Raw genomic sequence first — 18797 nt, forward strand, 5'->3', positions numbered from 1 at the left:
TTTATATGGCTGAACCGATTCCGCCGATCACCTTACCACCGATTACTGATCCCGCCATTGAGGGACAATGGTTAGAAAAATCCCTACAGCATTGGCTTGATACGGAGTTTTTACCAGAACCGGCCAACGAAAAAATTGCCAATCGCGCCCGGGAAATTTACGTGCGTCAACGTCTCGAAGGGGAAAATGACCTTGGTTCCCTCGTGATTGCTATCGTCACAGAAATGCGATCCTTCAACTTTAAAGAATCGTTTTATGGCGAATTTGCGGTGGCCAATGCCGTGAGTGATTTAATCCTTGATAGTCTGGGCATTGACCGCTGCTGTGGTAACTAAAGCTTCCCATGCTCAGCCCTCAGGGAGCTACAGAGTCACATCTTAAGCTTTATCAGCTTAAGAAGATCTTCTTCTATCTTCCCAGATCCCTTAATCTTTCGTACCGATTAAAGATTTCGTTTGTAATCTTGATAGCTGTGTGATTGTGGCTTGCTAAACATAGCGCATACAGCACTGAATTTGTTGAATTGCGCATGAGTACAGGCTTGCTAACATGTGGAAAAAGTGCTTTTAATTGCTGTGTATACAAGCGGGCTAACCATTCAGCCTGAATTGCCTCACGATTCGATGTAGATTTTGTTGGATTTCCAAATAAATCTAGTTGAACTCCTGGTGTTTCTCTGTAGATCTCGGTAATCCAGTTTGTACTACCCATAACCTTACTCAATTGTTCTATCACTTCTGGTTCTGGATTTTGATCCCTAGGGAGTAAACGAGTCACACCCATCACCGAGAAGTTGATGAAAATATCACAGGTCTTAGTATCTGCCAATTTTCTTATTGTCTCCCAGTCTATTTGTAAACCATAGGGGTCTAAAAAAACAAATGCTCGTTGTTTTGATGCATAGGGAAGTTGTGGAATGATCTCATTACACAAGACCTGATTACAGTTCCCTTTACGTACTTCGATTACACAATTTAAAAATTCTTCACGCAGCCTTTTCACACGAGCTATACGTTGAGGAGAAACATCTATAAACCAGTATCCATCGAAACGGGGTTCTGTTTGCAAGGCGCGTAAAGGAGAACCATCGATATAGCGCTGTTCTTCCTCAGTAATAATATGTTTGTTATCTGGTAGTAAAGGCAGTGCTTGCTGATGATTTTTACTATTTTGTTGTCCTTGTTCTCTTGCTAAAGGTCTAACAGAGCCAGCAAAAGCATCAATATAATAATATGCTTTAAGCCAACTTTTTTTCTGTTCATTCATGATAACCGAGTAAGCTTTGAGGTACTTCCCCAGTAAATCCAACTTTTCCTCTGACCAACGTCCAATGATATCCTCACCCTCACTTCCAAGACGATTCATAGTCAAGCTCTCTTTATTGTGCAGAAATCAAATGTCTTTGTTCTAATTCATCAGATTTAAGATACTTAGAAATCTTTTGTTTTGGCCATTTATCAAGATGTTTATACCAAGCAGATGGCATTTCATCCCAAATTTTATTGTCAAGCATTCTACCACCAGCTTTGGAGTGATGTCCCCCCCACTGTTTGAAGAAGAATGCAACATCAGCTTTTCGTGTTTGGTATAAAATATTGCGCACCCACTCTGGATTCATAGGGCGATGTTGATGCCCAGACTCGCCACCAACAATTACCCAATTAATCCCTTCTAGATTTAAGCTCAACGAGCCTAAAAGAGGTTCACACGAAAGAAAGCGTACTTGTGCAGGTACTTGTCTCAAAGCATCAATTCTATGAGTATATTTTTGATTTTCTACGGATACACCAATCCAAACATTTTTAGGCCATTCAAGTTGAGATGCTAATTTTGTCAAATTCTGGTCACGTTTAGTCAGGATCTGATACACGTGCCATGGAGTTTCTTTCATCACTGTGAAAATTTCTTGCAAATAAGAAAAGGGAATATCTTTATGGAAAAGGTCACTCATGGAATTAACAAAAACTCGACTGGGTTTTCGCCACTTTTTTGGCTGACTTAATCGTTCTGGATGCAGTGTCAACCTGAAACCTTGTGGAAAGCTCTTAGGAAATCTCCCTGTAAGTGTCTCAGCATAACAGTACTGACAACCCGGACTCACCTTATTACATCCAGTCGTGGGATTCCATGTTTTATCCGTCCATTCAATACCAGTGTTAGTACTTGACATTGCGCTGATACATACCTCACAAGATTGGTCACAAATCAAATTATAGAACTTTTGTTTTATCCGATTTTAAGGTTTGATATAGTTTTTAGTACTAGCTATGTATTAGACAGTATTAAGTAACAATAAATTGTCTCGTTACAAACTTATCAAAAGGTCGTCTGTAGAGAATTCGATGCTGTATCTATACTATGAGGTTTTACTGGCTTGACCAGAATTAGGAATATCAAACAGCACCTGACTCATATAGCGCTCGGCCCAGTCAGGGTTAAAAGCCTTTTCTAAAACACGGCGCGTTTTGTCATTCCGCTGCTGTTCTTGGCAATAGTGCCGTTGTCCAGCCAGATAAATGGCCTGGTCAGTCGCAGAAAGCTTTTCTAAACCCAAGGCCAACTGACAATGAATCGTCAGAAATTCCCGCACCCGTTCCAAAAACTGCTGTTCTTCGCTGGGATTGCTGGGACGAATAAAGAGGCAAAATTCCGAAAAAATTGCGCCCCATTCCGGGAGATCACGGGGCTGGGAAAAATTTAAGTTGTCTTGATTTTGTCGTAGTCGTGTTTGGTAAGCCGTAGACAAAGTTTTATCGGCACTGGTCGGGGATAAATCGGCGATCGCCGCACTGACCCCACGGGGATTACCGACTAAATCACAGCCAAACATTGGTAGAGCATATTCCGCGCGGGGAAACATCACACAATGGAGAATATCGAGGTTTTCGCCCACTTTGGCCATTTCCAGGTGCATTTTGCGGAAGTGCTGGCTCTGGTAGCAGGTATTTTCGATGGTGAGCCGTTCCTCTTCTAATTTCCCTTCGATGTAGCCGAGGCCCTCCGGCAGGGTAAAGGGTTCTAGATCTAAGTGTTGATGCCAGGTTTCGAGGATGACACCAGCGAGCTGTTCGATGAGGGGATAAAATTTTGGCTTGGTTGCAGGGGCAGTCATGGGCGAAAAAGCAATCTTAAAAGGTGGTTTAAAACAATGTTCTAGATCCCTGTAGGTAACGCGAGCGGTGACCTAGACCCAGAATTTAGAACCAAAGATATACTGGAACCGCCGCAAATGCGGCACAATTGTCCCATAAATTAATGTTTGTGAGGGGTACGCCCATGTTCGGCTTAGGTTGGCCTGAAGTGTTGATTATTTTAGGGGTGGTGGTGTTGATCTTTGGCCCCAAAAAAATCCCTGAAGTGGGCAGTGCCCTAGGAAAAACCCTGCGGGGCTTCAAAGAAGAAATGGAAACTCCAGAGACAGAAGAGGATTATCTTGACTCCGACCAACGTTAGGCTTAGTTATTTGGGGTTGGCGAAATTTTAAGTGCACCATGATTGAAGTTGAGCAGCTTGGCAAAACCTATGGCCAGACAGAGGCGATCGCCGATCTCAGTTTTCGGGTAGAAACAGGGGAAATTGTCGGTTTTTTGGGGCCAAATGGCGCAGGGAAAACGACCACGCTCCGGATCCTCAGTGCCTATCTACCAGCGACAACGGGCACGGCGAAAATTGCGAGCTACGATGTCCACACAGAATCCATGGCAGTGCGGCGACACCTGGGCTATCTCCCGGAAAATCCGCCCCTCTATCCCAATATGACCGTGGCTGGCTATCTCAATTTTGTCGCACAGCTCAAGGGGGTCAGTGCTGGCGATCGCCCCCACAAAATCCAAGCTGCCCTCGCCCAGTGCCAATTACAAACCAAAGCCAACCACCACATCCGTAATCTGTCTAAGGGCTATCGGCAACGGGTCGGCATTGCCCAGGCGATCGTCCATGATCCGCCGGTGATCATTCTTGATGAACCCACCGTTGGTTTAGATCCCGCCCAGATGATCGAAGTGCGACACCTGATTAAATCCTTAGGCGGCGATCACACTATTTTGTTATCCACCCATCTCCTATCAGAAGTCAGTCTCACCTGTGACCGGGTGGTAATGATTAACCAAGGCCACCTCGTCGCCACCGATACCCCCCACAATCTCCAGAATCATTTCCTCAATTACCACGGTTACGAACTAGAGACCGACGGCGAACTAGCGCAAATCCAACGTCTCCTCGATCCCTTATCTGGTGTTATTCATATCGAATCTTTGGCACCAATGAATCCCCGTCGTCCCCGCTTCCGACTCACCACTGCGGACAATCCCGAATGGGGCAAAGACATTGCCAGAATCCTTGTCAATGCCGGGGTCGGTCTCTATGAAATGCAGCGACTGCGCCCCAGCCTTGAGGACGTTTTTTTAGAATTATTAGACGCTGAGGCGGACGATCCGATGTCTGAACAACTCCATGCTGATGCTGAATAATATTGTGGCGATTTTTCGCCGGGAACTACAGAGCTACTTTACGGCTCCCCTTGCCTATATTTTTGCGACGTTGCTGTGGTTTTTGGGGGGATTTTTCTTCCTAACGCTCCTGATCGGCCCCCAGGGGATTGTTACCTTTGTCGCGACCCAAGAACAGATGGGCGTTGCCTTACCACCCATTGATGTGGCCACGGAATTTCTCCAGGCTTTTTGGGGCATCCTGGGCATTTTAGTGTTGTTTCTGTTGCCGTTGCTCTCCATGGGTCTCTATGCTGAAGAACGCAAACAGGGCACTTTGGAACTTTTAGCGACTTCCCCGGTAACGAACTGGGCGGTGGCAGTGGGCAAATTGTTGGGAGTCGTGACCTTTTTTTCGGTATTGTTCTTGCCCATGGTGCTGTGGGAACTGATTGTCTTAGTGAATGCAGCCCCAGCTTTTCCCCTCAGTCTTTTCCTTTTAGCGCATCTGGGCTTGTTGCTCTTGGTGGCCGCTATTTTATCTTTGGGGATGTTCGTGTCATCTTTAACAGACAGTTCTCTGATTGCGGCGGTCTTGACCTTTACCCTAGTGCTGATGTTGTGGCTGTTGGATATGCTGGGCGATCGCCTGTCGGGGCCGTTGGGCAATGGCCTCAAACATCTCTCTTTACTAAAACATTACAACAATTTCCTCGAGGGAATTTTCGATAGCAGTAGCCTGGTCTTACTCCTCAGCTATAGCATTCTGGGGGTTGTCCTCACGGCCCAATCCATTGAAGCTTTGCGCTGGACACGGCGTTGATGGTTTCTTGATATTGTTAACAGAGCATCATGTTTCCACAGCAACGATTTTCACGATATTTCATTTGGTTAGGCTTGGCTCTGGTGGTCGCGGGCGCTGTTGTCCTGGGGGCCACGGGAGAAGGCTTCGCCTATGGCTTGATTCTGGTTGGGTTATTGTTGTTGGGTTGGGGGGTCAGTCATTTTCCAGGTCTGGGAACGGGGCTACAACGGTTCTGGCGCAAGCGATCTACCCAGATGGGGACGAATGGGGTTGTCGGGGCGATCGCCATTTTGCTCATTTTTTGTCTGACGAATTTTTTAGCTATCCAGATTCCTCTCCGCATTGATCTCACAGAAAACCAAATCCACACCCTCTCTAGCCAAACCCAAGGGGTGCTGCAAAATCTATCTCAACCTCTAACCCTGTGGCTCTTTCAGGAAACGGACGATGCGAATTTAAAGCCCTTTTTAGACAATTATCAACGGCTCAATCCCAATAATTTTCGCTATGTTTTTGTCGATCCAGACCGTAATATCGAGGCGGTACAGCGATTCCAGGTCGAGAGTCGCGGCGAAGTCCACCTTGAATATGGCGATAAAACCCAACTGCTGAAAGTGCTAGCTCAGGGGGAACCCCTCACAGAAAGCCAACTGACCAATAGCATTCTGCAAATCCAAGGCGATCGCCAACCCCACCTCTACGTCCTCCAAGGCCACGGCGAACCGCCCCTCGATCAAATTCCCGGAGGGCTAGGGCAGATGGCCCAACTTTTGGCCACCCAAGGTTATGCAGTCTCTCCGCTAAATTTCACCCAAACGCCTACGATTCCCCCAGATGCCGATCTGATTGCAGTCATTGGCCCCCAAACGCCATTTCTCCCAGGAGAAGTTGCCCTCTTGGAAACTGCCCTTGCGAATAACCAAAGTCTCCTCCTTCTGCTTGATCCCCAGACAGACCCCCAGTTAAATTCGCTTCTGGACAAGTGGGGCCTCAGCCTCGATCAACGGCTCATTCTCGACCAAGGGAACCGGGCGGACTTCCTCGGTTTAGGACAATCGACCCTCGTATTAAATCAATACGGTGACCATCCGATCACCACGGCCCTTGCTGGACAAAACTCTATCTATCAAGCGGTGCGCCCCATTTTCAGCGACACCACAGAGGCGATCGCCGCCACCGCAATCCTCAGTACCGATGACCAGGCCTGGGCCGAAAGCCAACCCGAAATCCCGGATCCGACCTTTAACCCCCCAGGCGATCGCCCCGGCCCCCTGACCTTTGGCTGGGCCCTGGAAAAAATAGATTCCCAAGCTACAATAAAGGCAACTCGCCTTGTGGCAATTGGTAACACCACCTTTGTAACCAACGGTTGGCTAGAACAATACCTAAACAGCGACCTCTTGCTCAATACCGTAAATTGGCTGGCCCAAACGGAAGAGGCGCCCCTCGCAATCCAACCGAGAACCCCCCAAGAGCGACGTCTAAATCTCCGTCGTTGGCAAATTGCAACCCTTGCCTGGTTTGCCCCCATCCTATTTCCCCTTGGTGGTTTAGGCGGCGCAATCTTTTGCCTTTGGCGACGCCGTTAGAAAAATATGTGAGATGACCGATAAATTTACGTAAACTTTGAGAAAACAACATTAAAACATTATTAATTTTCGGGAATGATAGTCTAAATTACAGAAAGTGATATTATCGATTTGCATTCCCCCGTACAGACACCCACAATAGAGGAAAGAATTCATCATGGCGAACGCACCTGTATCCCCAGTGGTGCTCGTAATCTTAGATGGCTGGGGCTACCGTCAAGAAGCTAACGCAAATGCCATTGCGGCTGCCAATACACCAAATGTCGATGCCTTTTTCGCTACATACCCTTCGACATTAATCCATACATCCGGAAAAAGGGTGGGGCTGCCAGATGGCCAAATGGGGAATTCTGAAGTCGGTCACTTAAACCTTGGGGCAGGACGTGTCGTCCCCCAGGAACTGGTGCGTATTTCCGATGCCATTGAAGACGGTTCCTTCCTCCGTAATGACGTCCTCGTTAAAGTTTGCCGAGAAACCCGCCAAGCCGGAAAAAAATTACATCTCATTGGTCTTTGCTCAGATGGTGGTGTCCACTCCCATCTCAATCACCTCCTCGGTTTGTTAGACCTAGCCAAGGTTAACGGCATTGCCGATGTCCATATCCATGCCATCACCGACGGGCGCGACACCAATACCACCGAGGGAATTAATTATCTTCAACAAATCCAAGCGCACATCGATAAATTTGGGGTCGGCTCGATCTCGACGATCAGTGGCCGCTACTTTGCCATGGATCGCGATCGCCGCTGGGATCGCGTCAAGCAAGCCTATGACGTGATGACCCAAAACGGTAATCTCGACCAACGTTCCTTTGCTGAGATCCTCCAAAGCCACTACGACAACGGTGTGACCGATGAATTTATCCCGCCTGTGCGTCTTAAAGAAGGCGCCATTGAACCAGGCGATGGGGTGATTTTCTACAATTTCCGACCCGACCGCGCCCGCCAACTCTCCTATGCCCTAGTAGACAAAAATTTCCAAGGGTTTGAGCGGGAACTGATTCCGGATCTCAATTTTGTCACCTTTACTCAATACGACGCCAATTTGCCCGTACAGGTCGCTTTTGCACCCCAAAACCTGACGAAAATCCTTGGGGAAGTGATTGCGGACAATGGCCTGAAGCAATTCCGCACCGCAGAAACAGAAAAATATCCCCATGTTACTTACTTCTTCAATGGTGGCTTAGAGGTTGCCTTCGAAGGAGAAGACCGAGAGTTGATTTCTAGCCCCCAGGTGGCGACCTACGACCAAAAGCCGGAAATGTCCGCTAAAGCAGTGACGGATGCGGCCTGCCAAGCCATCGAAAAAGGTATTTATAGTCTGGTGGTGATTAACTATGCCAATCCGGACATGGTCGGCCATACTGGAAAACTTGAAGCGGCGGTACAGGCCATTGAGACTGTTGATCATTGTTTAGGCCGTTTGGTAGCAACCATCGGCAAAATGGGCGGCACGACATTAATCACCGCTGATCACGGCAATGCAGAATATATGGCCGATGAAAAAGGGAAGTCTTGGACAGCGCACACAACTAACCCTGTGCCATTTATCTTGATTGAAGGGGAACGCCGTAAGGTGGTAGGTCATGGTGCTGATGTGGTGTTGCGGGAAAATGGCTGTTTAGCAGATGTCGCCCCGACAATCCTCGATATTCTTGGCATTGACAAACCACAGGAAATGACGGGTCAGTCTCTCATTGCTCCGGCCCCCTATGCCGTGACTCGACGTCGATAAATCGGTTATCCTAAAGTTTCCCCGCTGAAATCAAACATTTATTCGTTCGTCATTGATCTATGTTGGAATCTATTTTGCAAATTGTGTGGATGGTCTCCGCTGTTGGCCTTATTCTGCTGGTCTTACTCCATAGCCCCAAGGGAGACGGTTTAGGGGGCATTGGCGGTCAGGCGCAGATGTTTACCAGTACAAAAAGTGCCGAAACAGCTCTCAACCGTGCCACTTGGATTTTGTGCATTACCTTTATGAGCTTGACAGTCATTCTGAGTGCGGGTTGGTTAACACCAGTCGTTGGTCAATAGGATTCCTTTGGCTAGGTTGGACGATATTTTTCGTGCTTGGCGGCGTCACCTTTGGGGGTGGCGTTTTTGGTTTGGTATCCTTGGGGGCCTGGCGATCGCCTTAGGGATTCAGTGGAGCAGCTATGGTTTAAGCTCAGACTTACTCACGCGGTTACCCCAAGCCCAAATTCATCCTTTGCCAGAAGTGCTCCAAGGGACGCCAGACCCGATAACTGCGGCAGATTACTTTGAGGCCGTCACCCCTTCCCCCCTGGGTCATTTGATCTGGTCGGAGTTTCCGGTGAAGGTTTATGTGGCTCCCCTTGATCCGGCAGCCAGTCCAGCGGCCCAACAACGTCAACAGCAATGGCAACGGGCTACTTTTGCGGCGATCGCCCAGTGGCAAGCATACATACCGTTGTTAACTGTAGAAACAATAGAGACTGCGGATATCATCATCCAGCGCCAAGCTCCCCCAGTTCAAAGGGAGACCGACCCAGAAACAGGCGAAATTCGTTATTCCTTGGGCCGCAATGCTGAAACTCGCTACGAATTTTATATCGATGACCAAAATATCCTCCGCCACCGCATGACCATCCTGCTGAATGATCACCAAGGGGCGATCGCCACCCAAAACACCGCCTGCCATGAATTGGGCCACGCCCTTGGTATCTGGGGTCATAGTCCCAATGCTGTAGATGCGCTTTTCCCAAGACAAATGGGCACCCAAGCAAGGATCTCTGCCGCTGATATCAATACCCTCCGCAAAATTTACCAACAACCGACCCGCTTAGGTTGGCCAATGCCCCCTTTTGCCAATAAAAAACTCGCTGATCCCTACAGCCTTAAAGAAGGTCAATAATTTTCTTTTGTGAAGTATTATGAAGGCTTTTTCTGACTTTACAGTGGGCAGATGCCTATCCTATAGTTAAAGGCTAGAGAAAATTTTGAGGCAATCTACATGGCAAAAAAGAAACGTAAGACCACTGGCAAAAATGCTGTTACCCTATCCCTTACGTCCCAAGCCATCGATCGCCTTGCAGAAATGGCTCAAAAATCTGGCTTTTCCCGGTCTGCCTTTGTCGAGAATCTAATGGCGGGTACTGTCTCAATCACGGCACCGGAAGCAGAAAAGAATCTTTTGGTATCCGTTGAAAACGAGGCCGAAGACACCGCAAAAGTACAAGTAGATTTGGCCGAAACCACCGCCGCTAATACCAAACCAACGGTCCCTGATCCCGATGCAGAATTAGCAGAAAAAGTTGCCTCTCAAGCGAAGGTTATTGCTGATCTAGAAGCTAAATTAGCAGAGGCTTCTCCTCCCCTTAAACGGCCAGTGGCTCGTCCCAATACTGTCGAAAAATCAGCCCCGGCAGTCACCGATCAGTCTCCAAAAATCGCGGCCCTCGAAAAGCAAATTGCTGATCAAAAAAATCAGATTCAAGACTTAACAAAACAGTTAAATGAATCAGCAAAAAATCTTGGGGCGACCAACGAAAAAAATAAAGCATTGCAACAAGAACTTGACCAAGTCACGACCCAGTTTGAGAAAATTCAAAGCGAGAACAAAACCCTTGCCCAAACCCTTGAATCTCAGAAAGCAGAGATTGCTCAACTCCAGCAACAGGGGGTAGCGGCACGACAAGCCCAAACTGAACAAACCCAACTCCAGGAACGCCTTACGGCTCTGCAACAAGAAACAGCAACACTGCAACAGCAACTCCAGGCAGCCAGTACCGCTGAGGCAACGCTACAAAGCCAAATGACCCAGCAACGCCAGGCGATCGCTCAACTCGAACAGGCGCTACAGTCTAGTCGAGCACAAATAGCCGCCCAAGCTGACCAAGCCCAGGCGATCGCCAGTCTGAAACAGGCCCATGCGGATTTGCAGCAACAATACAAATTGCAAGGCGATCGCCTCCGCACCTTAGAAGCCCAGACTCACCAAGCGACAGGCGTTGCCAGCATCGGCGAATTCTATCTCAACCGTTGGCGTAAATACTAAAATGCGAATTTTTGTCCTTAGATGATCTCAAAATTTCAGTTCCCAGTGGATTCAATAATCTGCTGGGAACCTTTTTGGGTGTTTGGGGGGCTGATAATTGTTCCAAACTGAATGGAGCAAAACCACTCAATTTTAATCCTGGGAAATAATCTTGATTTTCCAAGTCAAAGCGGATGATCGGACTCGAACCGACGACATTCAGCTTGGGAAGCTGACGTTCTACCACTGAACTACACCCGCGTAATTCGATTTAACAGTATATCCTGAACTTTTTCCCGGTAGCAAGCTTTTGACCATGGCGGCGCGAATGGCCTGGGTTTGACCAAAGATGCTGTACATCATTGCTTCGCGATAAAGACGTTGAGCCGGACTGGTGAGTAAATTTCCTGCTCCCCCGGACCAAGTAAGGGCAATTTGGGCGAAGGTTTGGGCCATTTGGATCACGCTTAGACGCAACGCTAACTGGGTTTGGAAACTTTCTGTTTGGGGTTCCTCAATAGCACGAAACAATTGATCATGGAGTGTCTGCCAATGATCTTCTAGGGCCGCTAAATCATCAAATTCAGCCGTTGCTAACCAATCGAGCACCCCCCGCGCGCAACCGAGGGCGAAAAAGCCATGGTTTAGAATCTGTTGGCGATCGCCTTTGTGAATCGTGCCGGGGGGCTGGATCACCAGAACATCTGTGGCAGGAACTAACCAATTTTGGAGTTTGACTGTCACCGTTTGACTCACTCCCATGGCGGCGAGGGGGAGGGGTTGACTACAAAAAATTTCTCCCTGCTCTGATGGCTGTGATGTTTCGAGGGGAATCAGGCCATACCATTCTGAACCGTCGGGTAATGTGGCTCCGGCGATCGCCTGTTGAAAAAAACCATAGCCCGTCACCCAAGGAATCGTTCCCGTTAAGCAATAACGATCACCCTGGGGAATTGCCTGTACTGCCGGTTCACCCCGCCGCCGGAGATGGGAAAAACCCACACCAATCCGCACATCCCCCCTGGCCATTTGGGGTAATAACCGCTGCTGCTCAGAGTTGCCGAACCGGGCAATGCGACTGGCCGCACTCTGGTGTTGGGTTTGCAGAAAAGCTAAAGTGCCCGAAGCCGCCGCCATTGCCACTGTGGCTTGGTAATATTCCATCGTGCTCAGCCCAGAACCCCCTAAATTTTCGGGCACCCGGAGCGTCAGGAGGTGGCGATCGCCTAGACCATCAAGGGCTCGACCGAGAGCCAGGGGATCTTGATCCAGCTTTTCCGCCTGGGGCGCGATCGATAAACGGAGATATTCTGCTAAATTTTCCCAGGTAAACTGACCCATTGATCAAAAATAATTTAACCCTACTTTTTTACAGAGTCCCTGACCATTAGCATCCTCAATTTTGCGGTTGCCCTAATTCCAAAAGGAAACTAGAAGATGGCGGTACAATAACTAAAAATCTTAACCTAACACCCTTAACTTCCCCGTCAATCCACTCACCCAACCACCTATTTCCCAGGTTCCTATGGCACTCATCATTAGTACCGTCAACATGAAAGGGGGCGTTGGTAAAACCACCCTCACCGTCAACCTCGCCGCCTGCCTTGCCCGTCACCACAAAAAACGCGTACTTGTTGTTGATCTCGACTCCCAGATTAGTGCCACCCTCAGTTTGATGCCTCCCCAGGATTTTGCCCGGATCCGCAAAGGCCGCCGTACCATTAGCCATCTCATCGAAATGGCCATCAAGCCGACCCTCAAACAAAGCCTGGACATCAACGACATCATTTGCCCTTACATTGCCAACGTCCAGGGCCTAGACCTCCTTCCCGGTGACATTGAGCTTTATGACGAATATCTCGTCTCGGAAATGCTCCACCAAAAAGCCCATAAAGATCCCAGCCTAGACTTTCAAGCCATCTGGAACAATTTTGAGCTGGTCTTAATTCGTAAGATCCTGGCCCCGGTAATGGATAAATATGATTTCATCATTATGGACTGTGCCCCCGGCTATAACCTGGTAACCCGGAGTGGTTTGGCCGCCAGCGATTTTTATATTTTGCCTGCCCGCCCCGAACCTTTGTCTGTGGTGGGAATTCAACTACTGCAACGGCGAATCCGTGCCCTACGGGATAGCCATCAGGATACTGACCCCAGAAATATCGATCCGATTAAATTAGATCTATTGGGCATCGTTTTTATTCTCTCTGGTGGGAGCCTGCTCAATCGCTACTATAACCAAGTGATGAAACGGGTTAGTGATGACTTTACCAGTACGCAAATTTTTAAATACAAAATCCCCATGGATGTGAATGTCGCCAAGGCCCTGGATACATTTCAGCCGGTCGTTGTTTCGATGCCAAATACGGCTGGAGCGAAGGCATTTATGAAACTCACAGAAGAGTTCCTGGCGAAACTCAAGGAAGCAGGGGGCCTCGCAGAGCAGCGTCCTTCTCGAATTAACCTCGCGGACATTGAATAGACCTGGGCAAGCTCCCATTTTTTGGGGTATGGTCTTTAGCGGATGGTATTTATTCCTACAAATCTTGAAGTGCTATGACAGATCTGGCTGTACTTAAAACAAAAATTGACGCGATCAAAGGTAAACGAACAGTATTACTCAAGCTGCTTGAAAATCCGAATATTGGCACTCTGCGGCTCGATGTTAACCAAGCCCTCGAAGAATTAGATGAATTGATTGCGGAGTTGGATCAAACCCTGTAGGCCATGATCGCTAGGCACCTTTACGGATGAAATATTGGTACGAAACGATCGCCGTTAGCCAGAGAATCTTGCTGGAGTTGTGGCGACGGCGACGGAGCTTAATTTTTTGGATTTTATTTCCAGTTTCTCTGCTGTTCCTCAATGGATTTATTTTGGCGGAGCGGGCAGGTTTGAGCTTGGCTGAAGCCATGGAATTTGCCGCCCCCTCAACGCTGGTAGGAGCAGCTTTATTTTTTAGCTGCTTGGGGGGGAGTATCGCGACGGTCGTTTCGGAACGGGAACAGCACACCCTCAAGCGTTTATTTATTTCTCCGTTGAGTGGGACGGCCTATTTTCTAGGAATTTTCCTAGCCCATTGTTTGATTGGGATTGGTCAGGCATTACTGGTCTTTGCGATCGCCATTTTTGTGGGGGCGACCTTCACGGGGTCGGTGCTGGTGGGCATTGGGATTATTTTCCTAAGCATCATCGCCTATGTGGGGGTTGGCTTTATTCTGGGCACTCAACTGGCGAAACGCACAGAAGATGTGAACGCTTTAGTCGCGACCTTCGGCGTGCCGTTATTGATCCTTGGCGGTGCTTTTTTACCGACTTCCCTCTTCCCGGAGGCTTTGCTCAATGCGGCCCAATACAATCCGATTTTTCACATGAATGAAGCTTTGGTGGGTCTTTGGGCTGAGGGGGAAACTATCGGGGCGATCGCCAATCATCTGTGGTTTTTGAGCATCTTTGCCCTGGCGATGATTGGGGGCGGCTGGCTGTCCTACCGGCGGATGATCCAAGTGGAGCGGCAATTGTAGACTTTAAGAAATTTTTTCAGTGACCGCTTGAACCCATTGGGACAAATTTACGACGGGAATCCCCTGCTGTGTGGCGCTAGATCGCTCAGGGGCGGTGTTATAACCCCAGTCCGCGAGAAACAGTTTCAAGGTACTTAATTCAGGTTGCTGTTGGACTTTTTCTAAGGTTTTGAGGCGATCTTCAATAAATAAAAAAGTCTCTACCTCTGGAGAAAGCAATTGTTTTAAGGTGACGGTTTTGGGCTGTTTCTGCTCTTTGCCAAAAATCTGGGCCGCCGGGAAATCGACGTTTTGGTGCTGGAGTAACTGTCGCGTAAACCGGGCTTCCTTCGTCGTGATGATGTAAGGTGTTGCGTCATTTTGCTGCAATAAATTTTGCAGTAAAGCCACCATTCCCGGATAAAAATGATGTCGCCCCAGCCATTGATCTAACTGGGTTTGTAGTTGGCGATCGCGCACCTGATCAAGGGCTTCCATTAACTGGGCAGCACTGAGATTTTCCTGCTGTAGAGTTCGTTGAACAATGGCTGACCATGCTTGCCAAAGTTGAACCATGGGAATGCCCTGCTGCAGCGCCCGCAAAAGAATAATCATTTCCCAACCTGTTTCGATCAGAGGGCGTAGATCATTGAAACTCCCCTGCAAGGTTGCCGTTGGGGTTATGGGTTCGTCCGGCCAAATCTTTTGGTAGCCAAGCGAAGCGGAATGGAAATATTCAGGACGCCCGTCACAGATCACCCCATCGAAGTCAAAGGCGATAATTGTTTTTGCTGCCATTAGTCAGGGATTTGAGCCTTCATGCGTTCGAGGGTCAGATTCATCTGGTCAAACATTTGTTGGGGGGTCATGCCAAACTGACCAAGCTGGGTTTTCATCTGCTCAACGGCCATTTGAGCCATAAAGTCATCGGAGAGTTCAAAGCGCTTCATGAAAATTTTGTAGCGATCCATGACGCTTTCCATCTGATCGATGTACATTTTTTTGCCTTCTCGGTCGAACTTACCAAAGTCACTGCCGAGTTGGACTAAGTTTTGGTAGTCTTCAAATAACGTTTTGGCTTCCTGCTGGACAATTTCTGAATCAAAAAATCCCATCATTACTCCTATGCACTGCTGCGGCTTGGATAAGTTGCTCTACCATAGGGGGTGAGTGTCTTCCTTAAATTTTAGTGGAGGCATTTCCCGTCGCAAAGTATGGTTTTCCACATCTAAATGCCATGAAACAGGCGATCGCCAAATTTTTGACCCAGCCCAAAGACCGAAAAGTTGCTGTCGGTCTCGCCCTCCTTGGTTCGGTAACGCCCCTCTCCGGCGTCCACAAATTTTATGTCGGGCAACCAGTCTGGGGCGTTGTGTATATTCTCCTCTGGTCAACGCCGATCCCCCAAATTGCCTGTGCCATCGAAGCGGTCTGGTACCTACTGCAAGATTTTGACTCGTTCCAAGCTCGGTTTGGTCTAACAAAAGCTCCAGCGTCTGACCAGGCGATCGCCGCTGTCCAACAAACTGCTGCCATTGCCGAAGCGCTCCGGGAACTCGAAAAACTTCGGGTGGAAGGTTTGATCACCGAATATGAGTTTGAGCAAAAACGCCGCCAGCTCTTGAATTAACAATCTAAACATGGGCGCGGAGAGAGGTGCTTATTGTGTATAATACCCAGACGATGGTGACTTAAGCATGGATATAAAGTAGAAAAAAAATGACAAGTTCCCAACAACGGGCCGCCTTGCAACGCCAGATCTGGCAAATCGCGAATGATGTACGCGGCTCAGTCGATGGCTGGGATTTTAAACAGTATGTGCTGGGGGCGCTGTTCTATCGCTTTATCAGTGAAAACTTTACTGGCTACATCGAAGCCGGTGACGACAGCATCCATTACGCTGAGCTGCCCGATAGCGTGATCACGCCCGACATTAAAGAAGATGCGATTAAAACGAAGGGCTATTTTATTTATCCTAGTCAATTGTTTGCTAATATTGCCGCGAGTGCTAATACAAATGAAAGCCTAAATACTGACCTAACAGCAATTTTTGTGGCGATTGAGAGTTCGGCGAATGGCTACCCTTCTGAGAGGGATATCAAGGGGCTATTTGCGGATTTTGACACCACTAGCAACCGTCTCGGCAATACGGTTAAGGATAAAAACCTGCGGTTGGCGGCGGTGCTGAAAGGGGTGGCGGGACTGGATTTCGGGAATTTTGATGCCAGCCATATTGATTTGTTCGGTGATGCCTATGAGTTTTTGATCTCGAACTATGCGGCGAATGCAGGGAAATCGGGGGGCGAGTTTTTTACGCCGCAGCATGTGTCACGGTTGATTGCTCAGTTGGCGATGCACGGGCAAACCAGCGTGAATAAAATTTATGATCCTGCCTGTGGTTCGGGTTCGCTGCTGTTGCAGGCTAAAAAGCATTTTGATGCTCACCTGATTGAAGAAGGTTTTTACGGGCAGGAGATTAACCACACGACCTATAACTTGGCGCGGATGAATATGTTTTTGCATAACATCAACTACGACAAGTTCAACATTCAGTTGGGTAATACGTTGACTGATCCGCATTTTGGGGATGAAAAGCCCTTTGATGCGATTGTTTCTAATCCGCCCTATTCGGTGAAGTGGATCGGTAAGGATGATCCAACGCTAATTAATGATGATCGCTTTGCGCCTGCGGGGGTACTTGCGCCAAAGTCTAAGGCTGATTTTGCGTTTGTGTTGCATTGTTTGAGTTATTTATCGAGTAAGGGACGGGCGGCGATTGTTTGTTTCCCCGGTATTTTTTATCGAGGTGGCGCTGAGAAGAAAATCAGAAAGTATTTGGTCGATAACAACTATGTGGAAACGGTGATCGCCCTTGCGCCGAATTTGTTTTTTGGGACGACCATCGCGGTGACGATTTTGGTGTTATCGAAGCATAAGCTGGATACTAAAACCCAGTTTATTGATGCGAGTGGGTTGTTTAAAAAGGAAACGAAAACGAACACCCTGACGGATGAGCATATTGGGAAAATTTTGGGGGTGTTTGAGAGTAAGGAAAATGTTGATTATTTTGCGAAATCTGTGACCTTTGAGGAGATTACGGCGAATGATTACAATTTGTCGGTGAGTAGTTATGTGGAGCCGGAGGATACGCGGGAGAAAATTGATATAAACGAGCTTAATGCTGAGTTAAAAACGACGGTAGCGAAGATTGATCGCCTGCGGGCTGAGATTGATGAAATCGTGGCGGAGATTGGGGAATGAGTGATATGAATTTTCTGGAAAGGTTGTTGGATGGGGCGGCGGTGGAGTGGAAGCCATTGGGGAATATAGCAACATTACAGCGCGGTCGAGTAATGTCAAAAGGTTATCTAGTTAATAATGCAGGAAGCTATCCCGTATTTAGTTCCCAAACTGCAAATAACGGCATAATCGGTAAAATCAATACATTTGATTTTGATGGGGAGTTTATTAGCTGGACAACTGACGAAGCTAATGCAGGCACTGTTTTTTATCGAAATGGAAAGTTCTCGATTACAAACGTTTGTGGGCTAATAAAAATCAATGACGAATTAAACCTTAATTATAAGTTTTTATTTTATTGGTTAACAATTGAGGCGCAAAAGCATGTTTACTCCGGCATGGGTAATCCTAAGCTAATGAGTCATCAAGTTGAAAAAATTCCGATCCCTATACCATGCCCCGATCGCCCCCTTGCCATTCAAGCGGAAATCGTGCGGATTTTGGACACTTTTACAGAACTGACTACAGAACTGACTGCACGCCGAAAACAATATAACTACTACCGCGATCGCCTGTTGAATTTTAAAGAAGGTGAAGTGGAGTGGAAGACGTTAAAGGAAGTGGCTCTTGATTTTGGTCGTGGAAAATCAAAACATCGTCCGAGAAATGATCCGAAATTATATGGTGGAAATATTCCATTTATTCAAACAGGTGATATTAGAAACGCATCTCACATTATTCAGACATACAGTCAGACATATAGTGAGATCGGTTTAAAACAAAGTAAATTGTGGCCTAAAGGAACTTTGTGCATTACTATCGCAGCCAATATTGCAGAAACCTCAATTCTAGGATTTGATGCTTGTTTCCCTGATAGTGTTATTGGTTTTGTTGCAAATCCAGAGAAAACCACATCAGATTATGTGGAATATCTCTTGTCATCCCTTAAAACTAAGCTGGAGAAAAAAGGGCAAGGAAGTGCTCAAAGCAATATAAATTTAGGTACATTTAAAAGTCTTAGATTTCCTTTTCCTCCCCCTGAAGAACAAGCCCGCATCGTTGCAATCCTCGACAAATTCGACACCCTCACCACCTCCATCAGCGAAGGCTTACCCCGTGAAATTGAACTGCGGCAAAAGCAATATGAGTATTACCGCGATCTGTTATTAAACTTTCCACCCCCTCTAACTCCCTCTTAATCGGAGAATCTTGTCCCCTCCCTTCATAGGGGAG

At 47.6% G+C, this 18797-nt stretch carries 21 protein-coding genes and 1 tRNA gene; 15 read left to right on the top strand and 7 right to left on the bottom strand.

What is annotated here, in order from left to right; genetic code table 11:
• The first annotated feature begins 5 nt into the window (after nt 1-5).
• Nucleotides 6-335 (top strand): hypothetical protein, encoded by a 330-nt coding sequence (locus tag AWQ22_RS11195; RefSeq protein ID WP_012307825.1) that lies wholly within the window; start codon nt 6-8, stop codon nt 333-335.
• 73 nt (nt 336-408) lie between these two features.
• Here AWQ22_RS11195 and AWQ22_RS11200 read toward each other — a convergent pair whose 3' ends face one another.
• From AWQ22_RS11200 to AWQ22_RS11210, 3 genes are all read right to left on the bottom strand, one after another.
• A complete protein-coding gene (locus AWQ22_RS11200) occupies nt 409-1365 on the bottom strand; it encodes a three-Cys-motif partner protein TcmP (RefSeq protein WP_065711127.1) in 957 nt (318 codons plus the stop codon).
• A 13-nt stretch (nt 1366-1378) separates the two neighbouring features.
• On the bottom strand, nt 1379-2170 hold the full coding sequence (locus tag AWQ22_RS11205) for a DUF5131 family protein (protein ID WP_065711128.1): 792 nt from the start codon (nt 2168-2170) through the stop codon (nt 1379-1381).
• A gap of 186 nt (nt 2171-2356) precedes the next feature.
• The gene (locus AWQ22_RS11210) at nt 2357-3112 is read right to left on the bottom strand and encodes a phycocyanobilin:ferredoxin oxidoreductase (protein ID WP_065711129.1); all 756 of its coding nucleotides are present in this window, start codon (nt 3110-3112) and stop codon (nt 2357-2359) included.
• A 164-nt stretch (nt 3113-3276) separates the two neighbouring features.
• Here AWQ22_RS11210 and tatA point away from each other — a divergent pair, with 164 nt between their 5' ends.
• The 8 genes from tatA to AWQ22_RS11250 all read left to right on the top strand — a co-directional run bounded on the left by tatA (nt 3277) and on the right by AWQ22_RS11250 (nt 10842).
• The gene (gene tatA / locus AWQ22_RS11215) at nt 3277-3453 is read left to right on the top strand and encodes a twin-arginine translocase TatA/TatE family subunit (protein ID WP_041443593.1); all 177 of its coding nucleotides are present in this window, start codon (nt 3277-3279) and stop codon (nt 3451-3453) included.
• Between the two features lie 38 nt (nt 3454-3491).
• On the top strand, nt 3492-4469 hold the full coding sequence (locus AWQ22_RS11220; RefSeq protein WP_065711130.1) for an ABC transporter ATP-binding protein: 978 nt from the start codon (nt 3492-3494) through the stop codon (nt 4467-4469).
• A complete protein-coding gene (locus AWQ22_RS11225) occupies nt 4459-5250 on the top strand; it encodes an ABC transporter permease (protein ID WP_198166554.1) in 792 nt (263 codons plus the stop codon). Before AWQ22_RS11220 ends, AWQ22_RS11225 begins: the two co-directional genes overlap by 11 nt.
• A 29-nt stretch (nt 5251-5279) precedes the next feature.
• Nucleotides 5280-6821 carry a Gldg family protein gene (locus AWQ22_RS11230; protein ID WP_065711132.1) on the top strand — a complete coding sequence of 514 codons (1542 nt, stop codon included), beginning with the start codon at nt 5280-5282 and terminating at the stop codon, nt 6819-6821.
• A gap of 157 nt (nt 6822-6978) precedes the next feature.
• A complete protein-coding gene (gene gpmI / locus AWQ22_RS11235; RefSeq protein ID WP_065711133.1) occupies nt 6979-8556 on the top strand; it encodes a 2,3-bisphosphoglycerate-independent phosphoglycerate mutase in 1578 nt (525 codons plus the stop codon).
• A gap of 59 nt (nt 8557-8615) precedes the next feature.
• On the top strand, nt 8616-8858 hold the full coding sequence (gene secG / locus AWQ22_RS11240) for a preprotein translocase subunit SecG (RefSeq protein ID WP_012307832.1): 243 nt from the start codon (nt 8616-8618) through the stop codon (nt 8856-8858).
• A gap of 7 nt (nt 8859-8865) precedes the next feature.
• Complete coding sequence (locus AWQ22_RS11245; RefSeq protein ID WP_232321347.1) at nt 8866-9699, top strand: matrixin family metalloprotease; 834 nt, start codon at nt 8866-8868, stop codon at nt 9697-9699.
• 99 nt (nt 9700-9798) lie between these two features.
• A complete protein-coding gene (locus AWQ22_RS11250) occupies nt 9799-10842 on the top strand; it encodes a hypothetical protein (RefSeq protein ID WP_065711135.1) in 1044 nt (347 codons plus the stop codon).
• 168 nt (nt 10843-11010) lie between these two features.
• Here AWQ22_RS11250 and AWQ22_RS11255 read toward each other — a convergent pair.
• Both AWQ22_RS11255 and AWQ22_RS11260 read right to left on the bottom strand, forming a co-directional pair.
• Nucleotides 11011-11082: transfer RNA gene (locus tag AWQ22_RS11255), tRNA-Gly, on the bottom strand.
• The gene (locus AWQ22_RS11260) at nt 11062-12162 is read right to left on the bottom strand and encodes an acyl-CoA dehydrogenase family protein (RefSeq protein ID WP_071925388.1); all 1101 of its coding nucleotides are present in this window, start codon (nt 12160-12162) and stop codon (nt 11062-11064) included. Before AWQ22_RS11260 ends, AWQ22_RS11255 begins: the two co-directional genes overlap by 21 nt.
• Before the next feature lie 184 nt (nt 12163-12346).
• Here AWQ22_RS11260 and AWQ22_RS11265 point away from each other — a divergent pair, with 184 nt between their 5' ends.
• From AWQ22_RS11265 to AWQ22_RS11270, 3 genes are all read left to right on the top strand, one after another.
• Nucleotides 12347-13303: a ParA family protein gene (locus AWQ22_RS11265; protein ID WP_012307837.1), complete on the top strand. Its 957-nt coding sequence runs from the start codon at nt 12347-12349 to the stop codon at nt 13301-13303.
• A gap of 74 nt (nt 13304-13377) precedes the next feature.
• Complete coding sequence (locus tag AWQ22_RS16955; RefSeq protein ID WP_012307838.1) at nt 13378-13545, top strand: hypothetical protein; 168 nt, start codon at nt 13378-13380, stop codon at nt 13543-13545.
• Between the two features lie 26 nt (nt 13546-13571).
• Nucleotides 13572-14345: an ABC transporter permease gene (locus AWQ22_RS11270; RefSeq protein ID WP_065711136.1), complete on the top strand. Its 774-nt coding sequence runs from the start codon at nt 13572-13574 to the stop codon at nt 14343-14345.
• A 3-nt stretch (nt 14346-14348) separates the two neighbouring features.
• Here the strand turns inward: AWQ22_RS11270 and AWQ22_RS11275 are convergent, their stop codons facing one another.
• Nucleotides 14349-15122, bottom strand: coding sequence for an HAD family hydrolase (locus AWQ22_RS11275; protein WP_065711137.1), 774 nt, complete (start codon nt 15120-15122; stop codon nt 14349-14351).
• Nucleotides 15122-15439: a DUF1825 family protein gene (locus tag AWQ22_RS11280; RefSeq protein WP_012307841.1), complete on the bottom strand. Its 318-nt coding sequence runs from the start codon at nt 15437-15439 to the stop codon at nt 15122-15124. The genes AWQ22_RS11275 and AWQ22_RS11280 overlap by 1 nt, the downstream gene beginning before the upstream one ends.
• A gap of 122 nt (nt 15440-15561) precedes the next feature.
• Between AWQ22_RS11280 and AWQ22_RS11285 the strand changes: the two genes are divergently transcribed.
• The 3 genes from AWQ22_RS11285 to AWQ22_RS11295 all read left to right on the top strand — a co-directional run bounded on the left by AWQ22_RS11285 (nt 15562) and on the right by AWQ22_RS11295 (nt 18763).
• On the top strand, nt 15562-15954 hold the full coding sequence (locus AWQ22_RS11285) for an SHOCT domain-containing protein (RefSeq protein ID WP_030007317.1): 393 nt from the start codon (nt 15562-15564) through the stop codon (nt 15952-15954).
• A gap of 116 nt (nt 15955-16070) precedes the next feature.
• Nucleotides 16071-17585 (top strand): type I restriction-modification system subunit M, encoded by a 1515-nt coding sequence (locus AWQ22_RS11290; RefSeq protein ID WP_232321349.1) that lies wholly within the window; start codon nt 16071-16073, stop codon nt 17583-17585.
• Nucleotides 17582-18763 carry a restriction endonuclease subunit S gene (locus AWQ22_RS11295; RefSeq protein WP_198166488.1) on the top strand — a complete coding sequence of 394 codons (1182 nt, stop codon included), beginning with the start codon at nt 17582-17584 and terminating at the stop codon, nt 18761-18763. Before AWQ22_RS11290 ends, AWQ22_RS11295 begins: the two co-directional genes overlap by 4 nt.
• Nucleotides 18764-18797: the final 34 nt, after the last annotated feature.

Source organism: Picosynechococcus sp. PCC 7117 (genome assembly GCF_001693275.1).
Classification (GTDB): Bacteria; Cyanobacteriota; Cyanobacteriia; order Cyanobacteriales; family MRBY01; genus MRBY01.